The sequence below is a fragment of the Macrococcoides bohemicum genome (assembly GCF_003259675.1).
Taxonomy (GTDB): domain Bacteria; phylum Bacillota; class Bacilli; order Staphylococcales; family Staphylococcaceae; genus Macrococcoides; species Macrococcoides bohemicum.
Genome location: NZ_PZJG01000005.1, coordinates 1 through 15,989 on the forward strand (window position 1 = coordinate 1; position 15,989 = coordinate 15,989).

General features: G+C 30.1%; 22 protein-coding genes, 1 pseudogene and 1 riboswitch. Of the genes and pseudogenes, 15 read left to right on the plus strand and 8 right to left on the minus strand.

What is annotated here, in order from left to right; genetic code table 11:
• Positions 1–105, plus strand: a pseudogene (locus tag BHX94_RS08635) (IS6 family transposase); the annotation flags it as partial.
• A gap of 176 nt (positions 106–281) precedes the next feature.
• Positions 282–392 (plus strand): GNAT family N-acetyltransferase, encoded by a 111-nt coding sequence (locus tag BHX94_RS12700; protein WP_133353990.1) that lies wholly within the window; start codon positions 282–284, stop codon positions 390–392.
• Between the two features lie 466 nt (positions 393–858).
• On the opposite strand, the gene BHX94_RS08640 is transcribed toward BHX94_RS12700, so the two are convergent.
• Positions 859–2,079: an MFS transporter gene (locus tag BHX94_RS08640; protein WP_111745918.1), complete on the minus strand. Its 1,221-nt coding sequence runs from the start codon at positions 2,077–2,079 to the stop codon at positions 859–861.
• Between the two features lie 14 nt (positions 2,080–2,093).
• Positions 2,094–2,666 (minus strand): ArsR/SmtB family transcription factor, encoded by a 573-nt coding sequence (locus BHX94_RS08645; RefSeq protein WP_111745919.1) that lies wholly within the window; start codon positions 2,664–2,666, stop codon positions 2,094–2,096.
• Between the two features lie 127 nt (positions 2,667–2,793).
• Here BHX94_RS08645 and BHX94_RS08650 point away from each other — a divergent pair, with 127 nt between their 5' ends.
• From BHX94_RS08650 to BHX94_RS08680, 8 genes are all read left to right on the plus strand, one after another.
• Entirely contained in the window at positions 2,794–3,246 is a 453-nt protein-coding gene (locus tag BHX94_RS08650) for a GNAT family N-acetyltransferase (RefSeq protein ID WP_170120811.1), read from the plus strand.
• Between the two features lie 10 nt (positions 3,247–3,256).
• A complete protein-coding gene (locus BHX94_RS08655; protein WP_111745923.1) occupies positions 3,257–3,727 on the plus strand; it encodes a GNAT family N-acetyltransferase in 471 nt (156 codons plus the stop codon).
• 81 nt (positions 3,728–3,808) lie between these two features.
• Positions 3,809–3,913: riboswitch (TPP riboswitch) on the plus strand.
• A gap of 81 nt (positions 3,914–3,994) precedes the next feature.
• Entirely contained in the window at positions 3,995–4,747 is a 753-nt protein-coding gene (locus tag BHX94_RS08660) for a 3-oxoacyl-ACP reductase (protein ID WP_111745925.1), read from the plus strand.
• 12 nt (positions 4,748–4,759) lie between these two features.
• Positions 4,760–5,782, plus strand: coding sequence for an LLM class flavin-dependent oxidoreductase (locus BHX94_RS08665; protein ID WP_111745927.1), 1,023 nt, complete (start codon positions 4,760–4,762; stop codon positions 5,780–5,782).
• A gap of 87 nt (positions 5,783–5,869) precedes the next feature.
• Positions 5,870–6,718, plus strand: a complete 849-nt coding sequence (locus BHX94_RS08670) for an ABC transporter permease subunit (protein WP_111745929.1) — start codon at positions 5,870–5,872, stop codon at positions 6,716–6,718.
• A complete protein-coding gene (locus BHX94_RS08675) occupies positions 6,718–7,611 on the plus strand; it encodes an ABC transporter permease subunit (protein ID WP_111745931.1) in 894 nt (297 codons plus the stop codon). The genes BHX94_RS08670 and BHX94_RS08675 overlap by 1 nt, the downstream gene beginning before the upstream one ends.
• 159 nt (positions 7,612–7,770) lie before the next feature.
• Positions 7,771–7,956, plus strand: a complete 186-nt coding sequence (locus BHX94_RS12705) for a hypothetical protein (RefSeq protein WP_146606917.1) — start codon at positions 7,771–7,773, stop codon at positions 7,954–7,956.
• A 155-nt stretch (positions 7,957–8,111) separates the two neighbouring features.
• On the plus strand, positions 8,112–8,684 hold the full coding sequence (locus tag BHX94_RS08680; protein ID WP_111745933.1) for an NUDIX hydrolase: 573 nt from the start codon (positions 8,112–8,114) through the stop codon (positions 8,682–8,684).
• A gap of 42 nt (positions 8,685–8,726) precedes the next feature.
• On the opposite strand, the gene BHX94_RS08685 is transcribed toward BHX94_RS08680, so the two are convergent.
• The 5 genes from BHX94_RS08685 to BHX94_RS08700 form a co-directional block, all read right to left on the minus strand.
• Positions 8,727–9,914 (minus strand): MFS transporter, encoded by a 1,188-nt coding sequence (locus BHX94_RS08685; protein ID WP_111745935.1) that lies wholly within the window; start codon positions 9,912–9,914, stop codon positions 8,727–8,729.
• Positions 9,915–9,997: 83 nt separating this feature from the next.
• Complete coding sequence (locus BHX94_RS12865) at positions 9,998–10,162, minus strand: hypothetical protein (protein WP_170120812.1); 165 nt, start codon at positions 10,160–10,162, stop codon at positions 9,998–10,000.
• A gap of 10 nt (positions 10,163–10,172) precedes the next feature.
• A complete protein-coding gene (locus BHX94_RS08690; RefSeq protein WP_096076792.1) occupies positions 10,173–10,463 on the minus strand; it encodes a DUF3784 domain-containing protein in 291 nt (96 codons plus the stop codon).
• 284 nt (positions 10,464–10,747) lie between these two features.
• Positions 10,748–11,014: a hypothetical protein gene (locus tag BHX94_RS08695; protein ID WP_111745937.1), complete on the minus strand. Its 267-nt coding sequence runs from the start codon at positions 11,012–11,014 to the stop codon at positions 10,748–10,750.
• 49 nt (positions 11,015–11,063) lie between these two features.
• Positions 11,064–11,678, minus strand: coding sequence for a LysE/ArgO family amino acid transporter (locus BHX94_RS08700; RefSeq protein WP_111745938.1), 615 nt, complete (start codon positions 11,676–11,678; stop codon positions 11,064–11,066).
• Between the two features lie 122 nt (positions 11,679–11,800).
• Between BHX94_RS08700 and BHX94_RS08705 the strand changes: the two genes are divergently transcribed.
• Genes BHX94_RS08705 through BHX94_RS08715 form a run of 3 tightly spaced genes read left to right on the plus strand, consistent with a single transcriptional unit; the run spans position 11,801 to position 14,521 of the window.
• Positions 11,801–13,195 (plus strand): aminotransferase-like domain-containing protein, encoded by a 1,395-nt coding sequence (locus BHX94_RS08705; protein ID WP_111745940.1) that lies wholly within the window; start codon positions 11,801–11,803, stop codon positions 13,193–13,195.
• A 10-nt stretch (positions 13,196–13,205) separates the two neighbouring features.
• Positions 13,206–13,712 (plus strand): GNAT family N-acetyltransferase, encoded by a 507-nt coding sequence (locus tag BHX94_RS08710; protein ID WP_111745942.1) that lies wholly within the window; start codon positions 13,206–13,208, stop codon positions 13,710–13,712.
• Positions 13,713–13,714: 2 nt separating this feature from the next.
• Positions 13,715–14,521, plus strand: coding sequence for a hypothetical protein (locus tag BHX94_RS08715; RefSeq protein WP_111745944.1), 807 nt, complete (start codon positions 13,715–13,717; stop codon positions 14,519–14,521).
• Position 14,522: 1 nt separating this feature from the next.
• Here BHX94_RS08715 and BHX94_RS08720 read toward each other — a convergent pair whose 3' ends face one another.
• Entirely contained in the window at positions 14,523–14,720 is a 198-nt protein-coding gene (locus BHX94_RS08720) for a DUF6366 family protein (protein ID WP_111745946.1), read from the minus strand.
• Between the two features lie 133 nt (positions 14,721–14,853).
• Between BHX94_RS08720 and BHX94_RS08725 the strand changes: the two genes are divergently transcribed.
• Both BHX94_RS08725 and BHX94_RS08730 read left to right on the plus strand, forming a co-directional pair.
• Positions 14,854–15,339, plus strand: a complete 486-nt coding sequence (locus BHX94_RS08725) for a GNAT family N-acetyltransferase (protein ID WP_111714570.1) — start codon at positions 14,854–14,856, stop codon at positions 15,337–15,339.
• Between the two features lie 61 nt (positions 15,340–15,400).
• Positions 15,401–15,784 carry an HIT family protein gene (locus tag BHX94_RS08730; RefSeq protein WP_111745948.1) on the plus strand — a complete coding sequence of 128 codons (384 nt, stop codon included), beginning with the start codon at positions 15,401–15,403 and terminating at the stop codon, positions 15,782–15,784.
• The last annotated feature ends 205 nt before the right edge of the window (positions 15,785–15,989 follow it).

A 15,989-nucleotide genomic window follows, 5' to 3' on the forward strand; every position in this document is an offset into this window, starting at 1 on the left:
AAAGGTATTGAATGTATTTACGCTCTATATAAAAAGAACCGCAGGTCTCTTCAGATCTACGGATTTTCGCCATGCCACGAAATTAGCATCATGCTAGCAAGTTAAGCGAACACTGACATGATAAATTAGTGGTTAGCTATATTTTTTTACTTTGCAACAGAACCAAATATAATATCCTTTTAAGATTTAGTATTACTTTATGCATATATAACGTATTATCTGTTTACTATTATTAAGGTATAAAAATGCAACTCACTTCCATAATTTTTGATAAAATAATAATGATTTTATTTGTGCAATCAAATAATCGTTCAAGTGGAGCAGGTAAGAAATTAATTGAAAAATCATTAGAATACGTAAAAGAAAATAATGCAAGATATGTATGTTTATAAACTGGTGTAGATAACGTGAAAGTACAAGGGTTATATGAAAAAATGGGTATGTCAGTAGATAATGAAGTATTGCAGTACTCAAGAGTATTATAATATATTTGTATTTATAAGCTATCCATTGTAAAATGTAAATGAAAAGAGGAGCGCGGTAACACTCCTCCTGTAGATCCGTTTATACGGTGACTAGCCAATGTTATTTTTTTACTCAATAACCACTCAGCTCTGTCAAGCTTATGAGTGGTTATTTTTTGTCTTTGTCATTTAGTCTAATAATGAGCGGTATAATGATTGCAAACATCATCAACATTATACTCAATAAGTCAAAATCAGTCATGCTTTCCTTTCCAGGAGAAACACCTAATAAACAAAATCAAAGGCATCACCTCCTAGGGCTAGCCACCACTATAAACTTATCTACAAATACTATTATAAAGAGTAAATAAAATAATCAGAACTGATGTTCTGGTTATTTTGTTATATTTATCCCAAAGTCAGTACTCGCAATATACTTTATTTCTTTCTGATTGCGAAGTGTTGGAATCAATAACCAGAGTAATGAAAGTGCAAAATAACATGTGCCAGACAATGAAATAAGTTGTATAGCACTTACATACTCCAATAGTATACCAGCAAGTATGGAACCTAAGGGTAAACCTAATATACCTACACTATTAGAGACAGAACTAACTCTCGCTAAATATTCATTCGGAATAATACTTTGGTTAACAGAAACGAGTAAAATATTAGCAATGCCAACAATAATCCAACTTATACAGTAAAAAATTAAATAAAAAGGTAAAGAAATGAATAATCCGGTCAGTATAGTTAACCCAGCTGTTACAAATAGAAATATCATTAATTTCCCGAGTGGTTTAGACTTAAATTGACCTGTTATAAAAGTTGAGAGTATCATACCAATACTCATTGTTGCTAAAAATAGACCATAATAGACTGGATCTTCAATTTCATGAGCTAATGTTGGTAACGCACCGTAAACGATACCAATACCAATATTCACAGAAAAAGCACCAATAATAAATATCCAAATGAATGATGATGTTACTATTCTAATGCCAGAGCGTAATGATTTGAAATAATTAAACTTTGTATTATCATATATTTTTGTTTGTTTAACCATTGGTATCTGAAAATATGAAAGTGCAGCAAATAAGAATAACATGGCACTAATCAAATAGAAGATATCAGCACTCATTGTGATAAACAACCCAGCTATTACAGTATTTAAAACGATATCTAAGGTATTATTCGCAAACGTCATCTGTGCATTTCCTTTTACCAATTCTTCTTTAGATAACAATTGTGGTACGAGTTTATTACTAATTGGATATGATATTTCACCACATAACATTGAAAGAACTACTAATGTAATGATTAATAGCCAGTGATTGTTCTGATTCATCACAAAAATACCTAATATCATCATTAAGATTGATTGTGAACACTGAGAGAAAATTAATATTCTTTTTACATTAAAGTGATCTATTATTGGTCCATATAATAATTGAATGAATTTCACCGCTAACATTGCAGATGTTGTAAAACCTGATATCAATGGACTTTGTGTAATTTCAAATATATAAAGTGATGAAATAATAAAATATATACTATCTGCTGCATTTGTAAAAATTCGTCCTATTAATAATCGATGAAAAGGACTTAAAGTCATTGAATCACCTCATTTTATTCAAATATATCTTTCGTTATTTCAAATGCTGTGAGATTAATATAATAGTTTTTTGATAAATTTTCTTCTTTTCCCTCCAGTTTATCCTCATTATCAATTGGTTTACTGTATTTTTTAACCAAGAGATTAAATGCATCCTTAAATGCTGTAACGTTACTTTTATCAATTCTAATTTGCTGTGTAGTTGAGATAACATATTGATTATCTTCAATTATTCCAAATTGATTTAATACTTGAACCGTTCTATTTAGTTGTTCTGTTATGATTTTTTTGGATGGATGTATATTATCGCTATTAATTAATGCAGGATTGACATTAAATCCGTTGTGTGTGGCTCGGTAATATTTTAGTATGTTGCTGCCTTCAGGAATTTGTTGTGTCATTTCAATCATGTTGTGTTTCTCTAATTCTTTCATGTGATAAAAGATTTTTGCTTTAGGAATATTTAACTGTTTAGATATATCAGTAACTGTCATTTCTTTTTCAATCAATAAAATAGAAATTCTCATACGTAACTCATCTGAAATACATTTTAATTGTTCGAACGTATTAACTTGAAATTGTGTCATAGCTGCCTCCTAAGTTAGTTGAAATAAACCGGTTAATTTATTTTAACCCTAAATATAAAAAATCGCAAATGATTTATGGGAATATTCTAATAATTTATGCTATATTACTTAAGAAAGGATGATTTATATGGTTAGGCTGGAGCGAACAAAGCATACAGAAGTAGATTTATTATTAAATATTCAAAAGAGAGCATTTATAAATGATTTTGATAAATACCAGGATCATGAAACGAACCCGTATTGTGAAACTGAACAAATATTATTGTATAGCATTAAGAACGATGAATTTTATACGATTTACGATAAAGAAAAAATAGTCGGTGCTGTTGTTTTAAAAGTAGTTCCGAAAGAGAGAATTCATATTTATAAATTATTTATAGATCCTGAAATACAAGGTTCAGGTTATGGTACGGCTGCAATTAATAGAATCTTTAATCTTTATCAAGATGTTCCGCAATGGACGGTGTATACACCGCATGGTAATGTGTTAAATCATCAATTTTATGAAAAATTAGGATTTGAAAAGTACGGTGAAGCAGAAATTAGTGATAAATTATCTTTATACAAATTCAAAAAATAGGAAGTAATTTATGATTGAAGCTATTAACAAACAGAATAGAGCATTGGTTATTGAATTCTTTAATGAACATTGGAGATCTTCAGAAATGATTGTTTCATCTGGGAGATATAATTGTGCTGATTTACCTGGTCTAATTTATTTGGAAGATGAAAAGATTACTGGGCTATTAACATATATTATTATGGATAAAACGATCGAAATCATTTCTTTGGATATTGTAATTGAAAATAGAGGTATCGGTACACAATTAATGACTTTCATGGAACGATTAGCGTATAAAAATTGTATGTTTAATTTTAGGGTAATAACAACTAATGATAATATGAATGCATTGAAGTTCTATCAAAAATTGGGGTACAGAATAAAAGGAATAATTCCCGATGCCGTAAACGAAGCGAGACTAATTAAACCACAAATACCAATGGTTGCTGAGAATGGAATCCAAATATTAGATGAATTAGTATTAGAAAAGTATATTTAATAATATATTAAATATAAACAACATAATAATCATCATGTATTGACAAAACATACAATTATTTGTATATTGAAGTCAACTTAAGAAATACACTAGGGGCATTTAACGATAAATTGAGATGAGGTAGTCCTCAGACCCTTTGAACCTGATCTAGTTCAAACTAGCGTAGGGAAGTGTGCTAATGAACTGGTCTATTTATTATGTCTTTTTCATGCACCTTTCTATCAGGAAAGGTGTATTTTTTATGAATAAAATCATAGAGGAGAATATTTGTTGAAAACTGTAATGGTTACTGGCGGAGCTAGAGGTTTAGGAGAAGCAATCGTGAAAGGTCTCAATGCTGAAGGTTATAATGTGATTATTAATTATTTTCAAAGTGAAGATGCTGCAAATTCATTAGTAGCATCATTTGGAGAAGATAAAGCGTTAGCTTTTAATGCTGACGTTACAAAACGTGCAGAAGTAGATGCAATGGTGAAAGCAGGGATAGAGAAGTTTGGCAAAATTGACGTAGTTGTAAATAATGCACTTGTTGGATTTAAGTTTGATCCAGTAGCACAAAAGTCATTTAAAGATTTATCGTGGGAAGATTATCAACAACAAATTGATGGAACGATGAAAGCTGCATTCAACATAAGTCAAAGTGTAATCGATGGTTTTATTGAGCAAAGAGATGGAACGATTATCAGTATTGGTACAAATTTATTCCAAAATCCGGTTGTACCTTATCATGAATATACGACTGCTAAAGCAGGTTTACTAGGGATGATGCGCAATATCGCAAGTGAATTAGGACAATATGGCATTCGTGCAAATATGATTTCCGGTGGTTTACTGAAAACAACTGATGCTTCTAGTGTAACGACAGATGAAGTATTTGAATTAATCGCTAATTCTACACCACTTAGAAAAGTTACAACACCTCAAGATGTTGCAAATATGGTTGTCTACTTAGCGTCTGATAGAGCGAAAGGAATTACAGGTCAAAATATCACTGTTGATGGTGGGTTAACGATGAACTAGGGGGAGTTTTAAATGTTAAATATGCATATCGGCATATTGATTTATGGTGTAGGACATCATTTGGCGGCATGGAAAGCACATGATTCTCAAATACATCGTTTAGGTGATATCAGTTATTATCAATCTCTTGCTCAAACTTGTGAACGTGGAAAGTTTGATATGATTTTCTTTGCTGATAATCAAGCATTTAATGCAACACATGAAAATGTAATGCCAGCGATGTGGCTAGATCCAATCGTAAAACTTTCAGCAATATCACAAGTAACTAACAATGTTGGTTTAGTATGTACGATATCAGGAACATTTATGAATCCATATCATGTAGCCAGACAAATTCAATCTTTACAGCATATATCGAAAGGTCGTATGGGGTGGAATCTGGTTACTTCCATGACAGATGAAGAAGCAAAAAATCATAGTATGGAGTATTTACCTGCTCATGCACAAAGATATGAAAAAGCTAGAGAATTTGGAACAATAATAGATAAATTATTTGAATCATGGGATGAAAAAGAAGGAAGAAAGAATAAAATTAAAGTTCTACCAGGTTTAGTTACATACGTTGCTGAAACTGAAGAAGAAGCTTATGCAAAGAAACAAGCCTTAGATAATATGCTGGATATTGTAAGTTCATTAAAAATGCTGGAATTTTTTATTCATCAGGACACTTCAGGATGGGATTTAGATGCGAAAGTACCTGACTTACCACCTTTAGCATCGTTTACTGGAGCGAAAGGAAGATATGAAACAGTACTTGAAATTATCAAAGATAAAGATCCAACGGTAAGAGAACTTTTAGGATATTTAGCAGCAGGTGGTGGACATTTGACTTTAATCGGTACGCCGGAAATGATAGTAGATGAATTGGAAAAATGGTTGAAAGAAGGTGTAGCAGACGGATTTAATTTCATGCCACCAACTTTACCTAATAGTTTGGATGATTTTGTTGAACTCATCATACCAGAATTACAATCAAGAGCTTTGTTCAGAGAGGATTATCATACTTTCACATTGAGAGAACATTTAGAAATATAAAAAAAATATATAGATCTCTAAAAGAGGTCTATTTTTTTTTTTTCATATATAATATAAATAACTAAAAATTCTGAAAAAGGAGTATATATGAAAAACATAATAAATATTTCCATCACCATTCTCATGCTCTTTTTTATTGCTTGTTTACCATCACTTTTTCACGATCAAAGAATAGATGTTCCTAATTTATTCATTGCAATTAAAGACACGTTTCATTCATTAATACAACCTAATACAATCGTATTTGAGAATTTAAAGTCAGGTGTCAAGCATGATATTTTCCCTTTTATTATTGAACCTTGGGTAAATTCAATGACGATATTATTTAGTGCGCTTATTATCTCTTTATTATTCTCATTAATAATCGCATTCTTGATGTATCAATCTCAAGTGTTTCACAGCATTGTAATGCATATTAACCGCGTATTAAGTATTGTGCCTGATATTTTTTATATCCCTGTATTTATTTCAATTATTATATTCATTTATCTTAAAACACAAGTGTTGATATTTGATGTTGCATCAAGTCATGAACAAAACGCTGTTATATTCCCGATTTTATTACTGCTAATTATCCCTATAACAAATAGTATTACTGTCATTAATCAATTATTAATTGCAGAAAGGGAAGAAAGCTATGTATCTTTTGCAAGAAGTAAGGGTTTAAATAACAAAGAAATTTTTTATCGTCACATTTTAAAGAATATACTAACAGGCTATTTTATTAACTTTAAACAAATTGTCTGGATGACTTTATCAAGTTTATTATTTTTAGAACGATTATTAAATGTATTTGGAATTTCTGTATTTATATTTGATTATAATACACCAATTGTCTTGTTTATCTCATTTCTATTGATGTATATTCCAATTCGATTATTATTTTTCTTTGCTGAATTATATACTAAACAAACAACCGGAAGGAGCATATCATAATGAAACGCATTTATCTTTCTATTTGTTTGCTCATCATTCCTGCGATTATTGGATTTATTTACTTTGATATATTAAAGGGGAAGGTGAAAAAGACCAATTTCTTATATGATAAAGATGGGAATATGTTGGCGAGTTCACCATTTCCGCCCGGAAAAGATTATATATTTGGCGTTGATAGGAACTCTAGACATATGGCTTATGAAGTATTATCTGGGTACAGAATCACATTGACACTACTTATCGTTGTTGCTTTAATGACACTCATCATAGCGATCATCATAGGAACTTATTTAGCCTTTAAGAAAAGTAAATTGGCGTTAATTGATCAATTCATGCATCCGTTTTTTTATATACCACAGTCGATATTAGGTTATTTATTACTAAAACCTATACTTTATGAACCAATCGATCAATTTACGACAACACAAAGTTTTCGAATAATATTTAATTTAATTATTCTAATTATACTCATGTTACCAACAACGATAGTATTAGTGAGATCAGCAACACAAATGATATTAGAAAAAGAATTTATCAGTAGTGCGAAGACAATGAGTCCATCTAAAGTTTATATCTTTTTAAAGCATTTATTACCAAATATGCTGATACAATATGTCATTGTATTTTTTAGAATTATGTTTCAGACGCTAGTAGTCATATCACACCTCGCATTTTTTAAAATATTCTTTGGAGGAACAGATGTATGTTATGGACCAGGTTGTTTAATTAATGAGCAACCAACGATACCAGAACTAAGCAGTTTACTTGGATTTCATTTCTATGATTTACAAGTTGCTTGGTGGACATTCTATTCGCCATTATTTGCAATAATCTATATGTTGTTTATTTGTCAGTATGTTTATCAACGTTTAGATGTTATGAGTGCAAAGTGATTTTTTCCTTAATCTATTATTTATTAATAAATTGCTTATTGATAAAATAGTATTAATTGAAGATAAGAAGCATCGCAATGTCAATAAAATACAGGTTAGAAGCAGTAAATAAAGCTGTTATTCAATATATCACTCAAGAATAAGATGTTCTTTTATTTAATGGATGAAGAAGTAGGAGAAGTTATGGGGGATGTTTCTTTCGATTATTTTACGACATTTTCGTATTATTTTTGGACAGAACAAAGCATACCTCAAGCTCTAGCTGAAGCGAATTCACATATAACGATAGAAATGATTAATAAAGGTACTTTTATAAATAGTGTTTGTAGCGTTTCAATAAAATAAAAAGAAATATTTAATAGATCTCTAAAAGAGGTCTATTTTTTTATAATTTAATGTATAATATAAATGACTAAAAATTCTGAAAAAGTAGCTTGTTTCAAAATTTTTGGATAGTTTAAATATTAATTAAAATTTATAAGGGATAAGGGGATTTTATAATGGAAAAAATTAATATTTTTAATAGCAACTATACTTCAAAAGGGGTTATGACTTATGAAGAGGCGCATCGAAATGAAGAATGGCATGAGACTTTTCAATGTATCTTCACTTATAAAGACTTCGTTATTTTACAAAAACGCAGTCAGGAATTAAGTGATTATACTGGTATGTTAGACGTTTCAATCGGTGGGCATATTCGTCATGATGAGACGATGGCAGATTGTGTGCGAGAAATTAAAGAAGAGTTAGGAATAGATGTATCATTTGATGATTTAAAAATGCTATGTGTCATTCCTGAAAGTATTGATAATGAAGGTATAATGGATAAGGAATTTATCAATATATTCACTTGTGAAATCTCACGTGAACTATTGGATAAGATTGTCATAGATGATTACGAGGTTGAGGATTTAATTTTGATGAATATCCTGGACTTTAAATCATTACTCCAAAATAAACAGAAGGTTTTATCGGGAAAGACATTCAAAGACGATGAAAAATTTGAAATTACAAAGCAGATGTTTATTCCATACAGTGATAAATACTTCTGCATCGTGAGTGAATTAATTTAAACTGTCATTAAAAAGATATTTAATAAAAATAACACCTGTAAACTATAATTTTACAGGTGTTATTTTTGCACTCTTGATAAAGAAGATTACAGATAAATACGTAACACCGCCTAAAATCAACCAGATAAGAAAACCGTTAGATAAATTATCGATTAATAAACCTCCGACAAGTGGTGCAATGATACGTGATATACCAGTAAGTCCTGTTAACGCATAATATGAACCTTTCATTGATGGAGGTGAAAGCTCATCAATTCTCAAATCCCACATCGTGAAGACAAAGATTTCTCCGATCGTCAGAATAAACATTGCGATACAAAGATTAAATAATTCAGGAGAGATACCAACAAGCATCAAACCTAAAGGTAATAATATTGCTCCAATGATGATCGAAGTACTTGTCTTAATATGCTGTCCAATTTTATAGACGACAATCTGTAGACAGATAACAGCAATCGCATTGACTAATGTAAGCATTGCATAATGATGAATGGCAGTTGCATAAGGATAGATCTTACTTAAATAGATGCTCAGTGACGTCATCATCTGCGTATAACCAAAAACGATAAATATATTACCGAGTATTAAATACAGGAAAGCTTTATCCTGTTTGAAGATAAACATCATATTGAAGAAAGGGATATGTGTCATGGATTGTTTATTTTTAAGATCGATATCATATTTATTGAAGATAACAATAAACATGACTAAATTAATCAGTAAAGCAGCTACCACGATATAGAAAAGCTTTTCAATACCCACCCACTGAATTTGACTTGAAATATAAGGACCCATTGCAGCAGCAACGTTGATTAAATAATATCTGATATTGAATATCAGTTTCTTGTGCTCATCTGCAGTAAATTGTGTAATGAGTACACGATATGTTGGTTCAACTAGTGTATTACCGATAGTGGAAGTAATAGAGAAAAGAATGAAACCAGGAAAGCTATGTATCATTGGAAATGAGAGATAACTCAGTATACCGATAAGGAGACCGAAATATATGACGTGTCTTTTATTGAAGCGGTCTATGACACTACCTGACGTCATGCTTAATATAATCGCTACGATACCTGCCACTGATAAAATGATTCCAATCTGAAAACCTGAATAATGATATGTATTGATTAAATAGATAGATAAGAACGGCATAACCATCAGCATACTAAACCGTGCAATGAATGTTGCTGCAAGTAAAGCTAAGATAATCGGTGAGAAACGTTTCATATATATCCTCCCACAAAACAAATTTAAATCATTATAACATAATGAAAAATAAAAAAACTGCCTTAATAAGCAGTTTAGATTAATCAGTTTTTAAAACAAGATGAACAATAGATTTTATGTTGGCTTAACCAGCTTTTTAAATTGGTGATACCATTAAGACCTGTATTTTTAATTTCAGGATAAAATACTTCGTTTTTTTCAATAAGTTTACCGCAGTTAATACATTTTAAATCACCAAACAATTTCATATAAACACTCCTAACGGTCTGATCTGAATACCTTTGAAAAATTCATTAACAGTAACGATACAAAGATAATAAGAATGAAAGATATCATTAAAATATGTTCACCTAAATCTGTATACTCCATCAAAGTGATAAAACAGGCAGTGAAAAGTAGCAATACACCAACAAACTGACATAAGCGTTTCTTATTATACTTCGCTTTATCCGCTTCACTCATTAAATTATAACCTGCAATTAAAAAGCTGCCACGACCTGTTAACATGTAAATGCCTATAAGCGCAAATAAAAGAATAATGAATATCATAATGTCACTCCTTGTAGTTTTTCTTTAAAGGTATGAACCTTATTATAAAAGCTAAAAATAACATCAAGTAAAATGGATACAATGATATTATATAATCATCTTCGCTATGATTTTTTCCAATAATATTCGTATCAATTGTAAAATAGTGCCATGAAATCGATAATGGATTCTTAGCATGCATTGATATGTCACTTAAGTACAACTCAGGTCTAGAAATGAGCCAGATAAAATATGCGACAACGCAAAAGATAAATATGTTTGAAATGATTCTTCTTTTCATCATCTTACCACCCTGAAATGTAGTAGGCTAAAAGTAAAAGTGCGCCCATTAATAATATTGGAACAAGACTAAATAACAATAAAAGTATTTGATGTTTTGCTTTTGAAATAATAGATAATATAAATCCGATGAATCCTGATAACATAAAGATATTCATACAAATACCTTGAGTATCATAATCGCTCATTATATCGTATGGAAGTATAAAGGATAGGGCGAAAGCGATTAAACTAGTTGATGTAAAAAATATACTTATCCATTTCAATTGCATATAATCACCTCTTACAATGATTATACACTATTTACAAAATTAGTATAAATCAAAACATATCGATGATATTTTTAATAATAATACAAACAACGATTAGGATAATAATCGCTGAAACTTTATTAAGGATTACAATAATATTACCTTGCTTATCAATAGATCCAATAATTTTTCCGGTATAGGCAAGTGACATGAACCATAACCAGGATACTACGATACAGGCTATTGTAAATGCGATTCTGTTATGACCAACATATGCAGTTGCACTTGTACCAATGACACCAATTGTATCCATTATCGCATGTGGATTTAGTAAGGACACACTCATTGCAAATCCAATTTGTTTTTTCGCTGACATTGCATCTGACTTATCTTGATTTGCTGGCCTTTCATTCCATATTGAATATGCCATATATAATAGGAATAATAATCCGATGATATAAATGATGAGCTTCAAAGTAGGAAATGCATTTAAGAATAAAGTAACACCAAGCACTGCTAACAAAATTAATAAGGTATCACATAAACTTGCCGTGATGATAACAGGTAAAGATTTCTTCAAACTTTTATGGTTCGCACCTTGATTAAATACAAAGACATTTTGTGCACCTAACGGAAGAATTAATCCGAAGGCGAGTAGAATGCCATGAAAAATTGCTTGTAACATTGTTTCTCCTTTCAAACCAACCAATATAGTTAGTTAATTGTTATTTTACTTAAATTTTAAATTATATTATTATTTTAATAACCAACCAGATTGATATTTTTAAATCAACCAGAGGTGATTAATTGAAGAAGACAGATGAAATAATAAATATCATTGTAGATGAAATTAATAAAGGAATTTATGAAGTCGGTGATAAATTACCATCCCAAAGGGCTTTATCACAACGTTTTAATGTTAATCGTTCAACAATAGTGGATGTGATGGATAAACTGAAATCGTTTGGTGTTATAACAACGATAGAAAAGAAAGGAATATTTGTTAGTGATTCATTAAATGTAATGGTCCATAACCATGTAAAATGGAAGAATCGTATTCAACCACATTTAGAAAAACAAAATCAATATTATATAAAACGAATCAATGAACTCGAATTTGATGAAAATATAGTTAGACTGGGTACTGGTGAATTATCACCGGATTTAGTTCCAATAAATATATTTAAAGAGATTATGGAAGATGATTCTTTACATCCTTTCACATCAAATTATGAAGAACCACTTGGAAATATTCATTTACGAAAAGCAATTCAAAAGCATGTACTTAAAAGAGGAATCAAATGTGAAATAAATGAAATATGTGTTACATCAGGCGCACTTCAAGGACTAAAATTAATTGCAGAAGGTTTTTTATTACCTTCTTCAAAATTATATATTGAGTCACCTTCATTTATGCATTCTGTGAAAACGTGGAAAAATTATTCTTCAACGATAATACCAATTGATATAAATCAAATAGAAAGAAAACTGATGATAGAAGATAAATATCAATCTAATAGTTTGTTATACTTGAATCCAATTTTACATAATCCAACTGGTCATACTTATTCAAAAGAAGTAATGGAACGACTTATTAAAGAAAGTAATGATTTAGGGCTACCAATCATAGAGGACGATATTTATAGTGAGATTTGGTTTGATAATGAACCACCATTACCTATGAAATCGTACGATTTAAATAATAATATTATTTATTTAGGAAGTTTGTCTAAAACTGTGAGTCCCGGTTTACGTATCGGATGGGTAATTGCAAATCATAATGTAGTAAAACATTTAGCAGAGTTAAAAATGCAATCAGATTATGGAGCAAGTTCCATAGCTCAGTATGTTGCTTCTAAGTGGCTACAATATCATCATGACGAACATATTAAACAATTAATAAAAAAGTTAAATCATAAAAGTAAAATAATGCTTCAATCACTAGATAGATATTTTTCAGATATTGCAATATGGAATGAACCACAAGGCTCGTTCTATATATGGTTAAAATTCAAAGAAAAAATAAATATGAATAAATTATTTGAAACTAGTATTGAAAATAATATACTGATACATCCTGGTGAAATATATGATGAAAAGCAAAAATATGCATTGCGCCTATCTTATGCTTATCTCGATGAATTAGAGATTGATAAAACAATTAAACTTTTAAGAAAGATAGTATATCAAATACAAAAATAAAGGAGTATTTATGAACTTTGCATACAGACCATTATTCATAGAAGATAAAGAAGCAATTTTTAATCTATTAACGAATGATGATGTATCACGTTATCAATCATGGGTTATAGAAACCATGGAAGATACCGAGGCGTATATCCATCAAATGCTATCACTCTCTGATAAGATGCATTATCGAGTAATTGAAGATAAAGATTCAAATAAATTAATTGGAATTTGCAGAATCACATTAAATCATAAACATCAAAAAGGTGAGATTGGATATATGATTCATCCAGATTATTGGGGGAATGGTTTTGCGACACATGCTGCGAAATATTTAGTTCAATATGGTTTTAACGATCAGGGGTTAAATAGAATTTATGCAGTAACAGATATTAAAAATACAGGTTCGATTCGTGTTCTAGAGAAAACAGGGCTCCAAAGAGAAGGATTAATGCGTCAGGATAAAATAATACGTGGGCGATATAGAGATAGTTTTATGTATAGTATATTGAAAAATGAATATAGGGGATAGAAATGAAACATATTGAAATAGATGATAAACTAGTAAATCAAATATTTAAAAAATTCATTAAAAAAGTATCTCCATATGGAATAGCATATCTAGGTTTACATCAAATTAACCGAATTCCTCATAAGAGATACGATATATTATTCATACATAGTGAGGACAAGTTCCTTCGTGGTGTGAATGAAGCAATCGACCTTTATGCTTACTTTTTTGTAAAAAATATTATCGCTGCTTTTCCTGATAAACTTTTACTAACTTTAAGTTACCATACAGAAAGTTTTGAAGTACAGTATTCACCTGATTTAAATGTTGATTATCCAGCATTTCCAAATAGTGATGATGTCTTATATTATATAGATGATGATAATATGATTTGGATTCCATGGTTTGGTCATTCGATTTATGTCATCGGAGAAAAGTTGATAGAAGTAATAGATGTTTTTAGTGAAAAAAATAATTCTAATAAAAAATTTATTAAACTTTTAGAACATAAGAGTCGTAAATTTTTTAAAGATAGAGAAGTTGAAGAACGAGGTCCTGTGGTTGATTTAATCATGAAAGCAAATGAGGCGGTAATTGATCACGTTGAGATTTACGAAGAAACTTTTGCTTTAATTGATGATTTAGTAGCGCATCATAATAAAAATTATTCGATTTATGGTGAAACAATAATAGATGAAAAACTAAAGTTACAAATATTAAAAGATATTAGAAATAAACAGTATAATCCTGAACATGAACCTATCGTTAAAGAATTCGAAGCCATATTAAATACATATAATATGACTTCACTAATAATATCGGGTGTTTAAATTAATGAACAATTAACCACCCGATAAATGCTACTATTACTAATACTAAAATAAATATGCCTAAAGTTTTATTATTCATACAACTTAAAAAATTACCGGTATATGCATTTTGTGAACTGTCTTTAAGATTACCGATACTATTTCGTTCAATTTCTTTTCTTCTTAACTGATCCCTTTGATCCTCTGGTGACAGACTCATTAATATCAACTCATTTCAGTTTTTTCATTTATTATACATAATATTCGGAAAATTGGAAGTAAAGTTTATATCGAGCTTCTCTGGGTATTTATTAACTTTAAGATATTACATTACTAACTTAGAGGAGGCGCATATGAAAGATATCGAAATCATCCAATACACAGACGACTATAAGCAAGAGGTAAATGAGTTTATCATAAATATCAAACTCCATGAATTTGATATTGAAAACGTAACGTATGATAACCAACCAGATTTAAAGAACATATTAGGAACCTATATTAATACAGGTGGTCAGTTCTGGTTAGCACTCTATGAAGGTAAAGTCGTTGGTACTATCGCTTTATTAAAATTAAAAGATAACAACAGTGCTTTGAAGAGAGTATATGTTGATTCAAATACAAGGAATATGAAGATAGGTAAAAAACTATTAGATCATGTTACACAACACGCACATGACGATGGTATTAAATCTATCTATCTAGGAACAATTGATAAGTTTGAAGCAGCTCAGCATTTCTATAGGAAGAATGGGTTTCATTTAATACCGAAAGAAGAACTGCCAAGCGATTTCAGTATTGTTCCACAGGATAATCGTTTTTATTATAAAGATATTTAAGATACCGAGAGGTGTCTTTTTTTGTTATTATTGTTTTTATAATGTTTAAGTAGGTGTATATATGTGCATATTTTGCGATGAAATTAAACCAAACCAAATTATATATGAGACGCATCATTTTAAGGTTGTATTTGATATCAATCCAGAACAAGAAGGGCATATACTGTTGATATCAAAGAAACATTATTTGAATTATCTAGAACTACCGGATGAAGTGGTTTTAGATTTAATTCAACTAGAAAGAAAACTAATTCAAATATTAGAAAGTGATATGAATATATTTGGCATTTCATTAATAAGAAATAATGGGCGAGTAATGGACGATGGAACACATTTTCACGAACATATTATACCGCGATATGAATCAGATGGATTTTGGGATGAGGATCCAACTAACATGGTGGCATTTGATTTTGAACGATTTATAGCCTTATTAAATTCCTAGTCAGGCATAGCAGAAGCTATGCTTTTTTTATTTGCAGTCTTGATAATATAGCTGTATTATCTCTTTCAAATTGAAGATAGCGCTAATCGTCATGAGTTATGGCGAAATCGAATTATAAATTTATTCGATACCGCTTCACTGCGATATTTTCAGCGGTATCGGTTTATAGAAAGTTACGATTCCGCTATATACATAAAGAAATGTT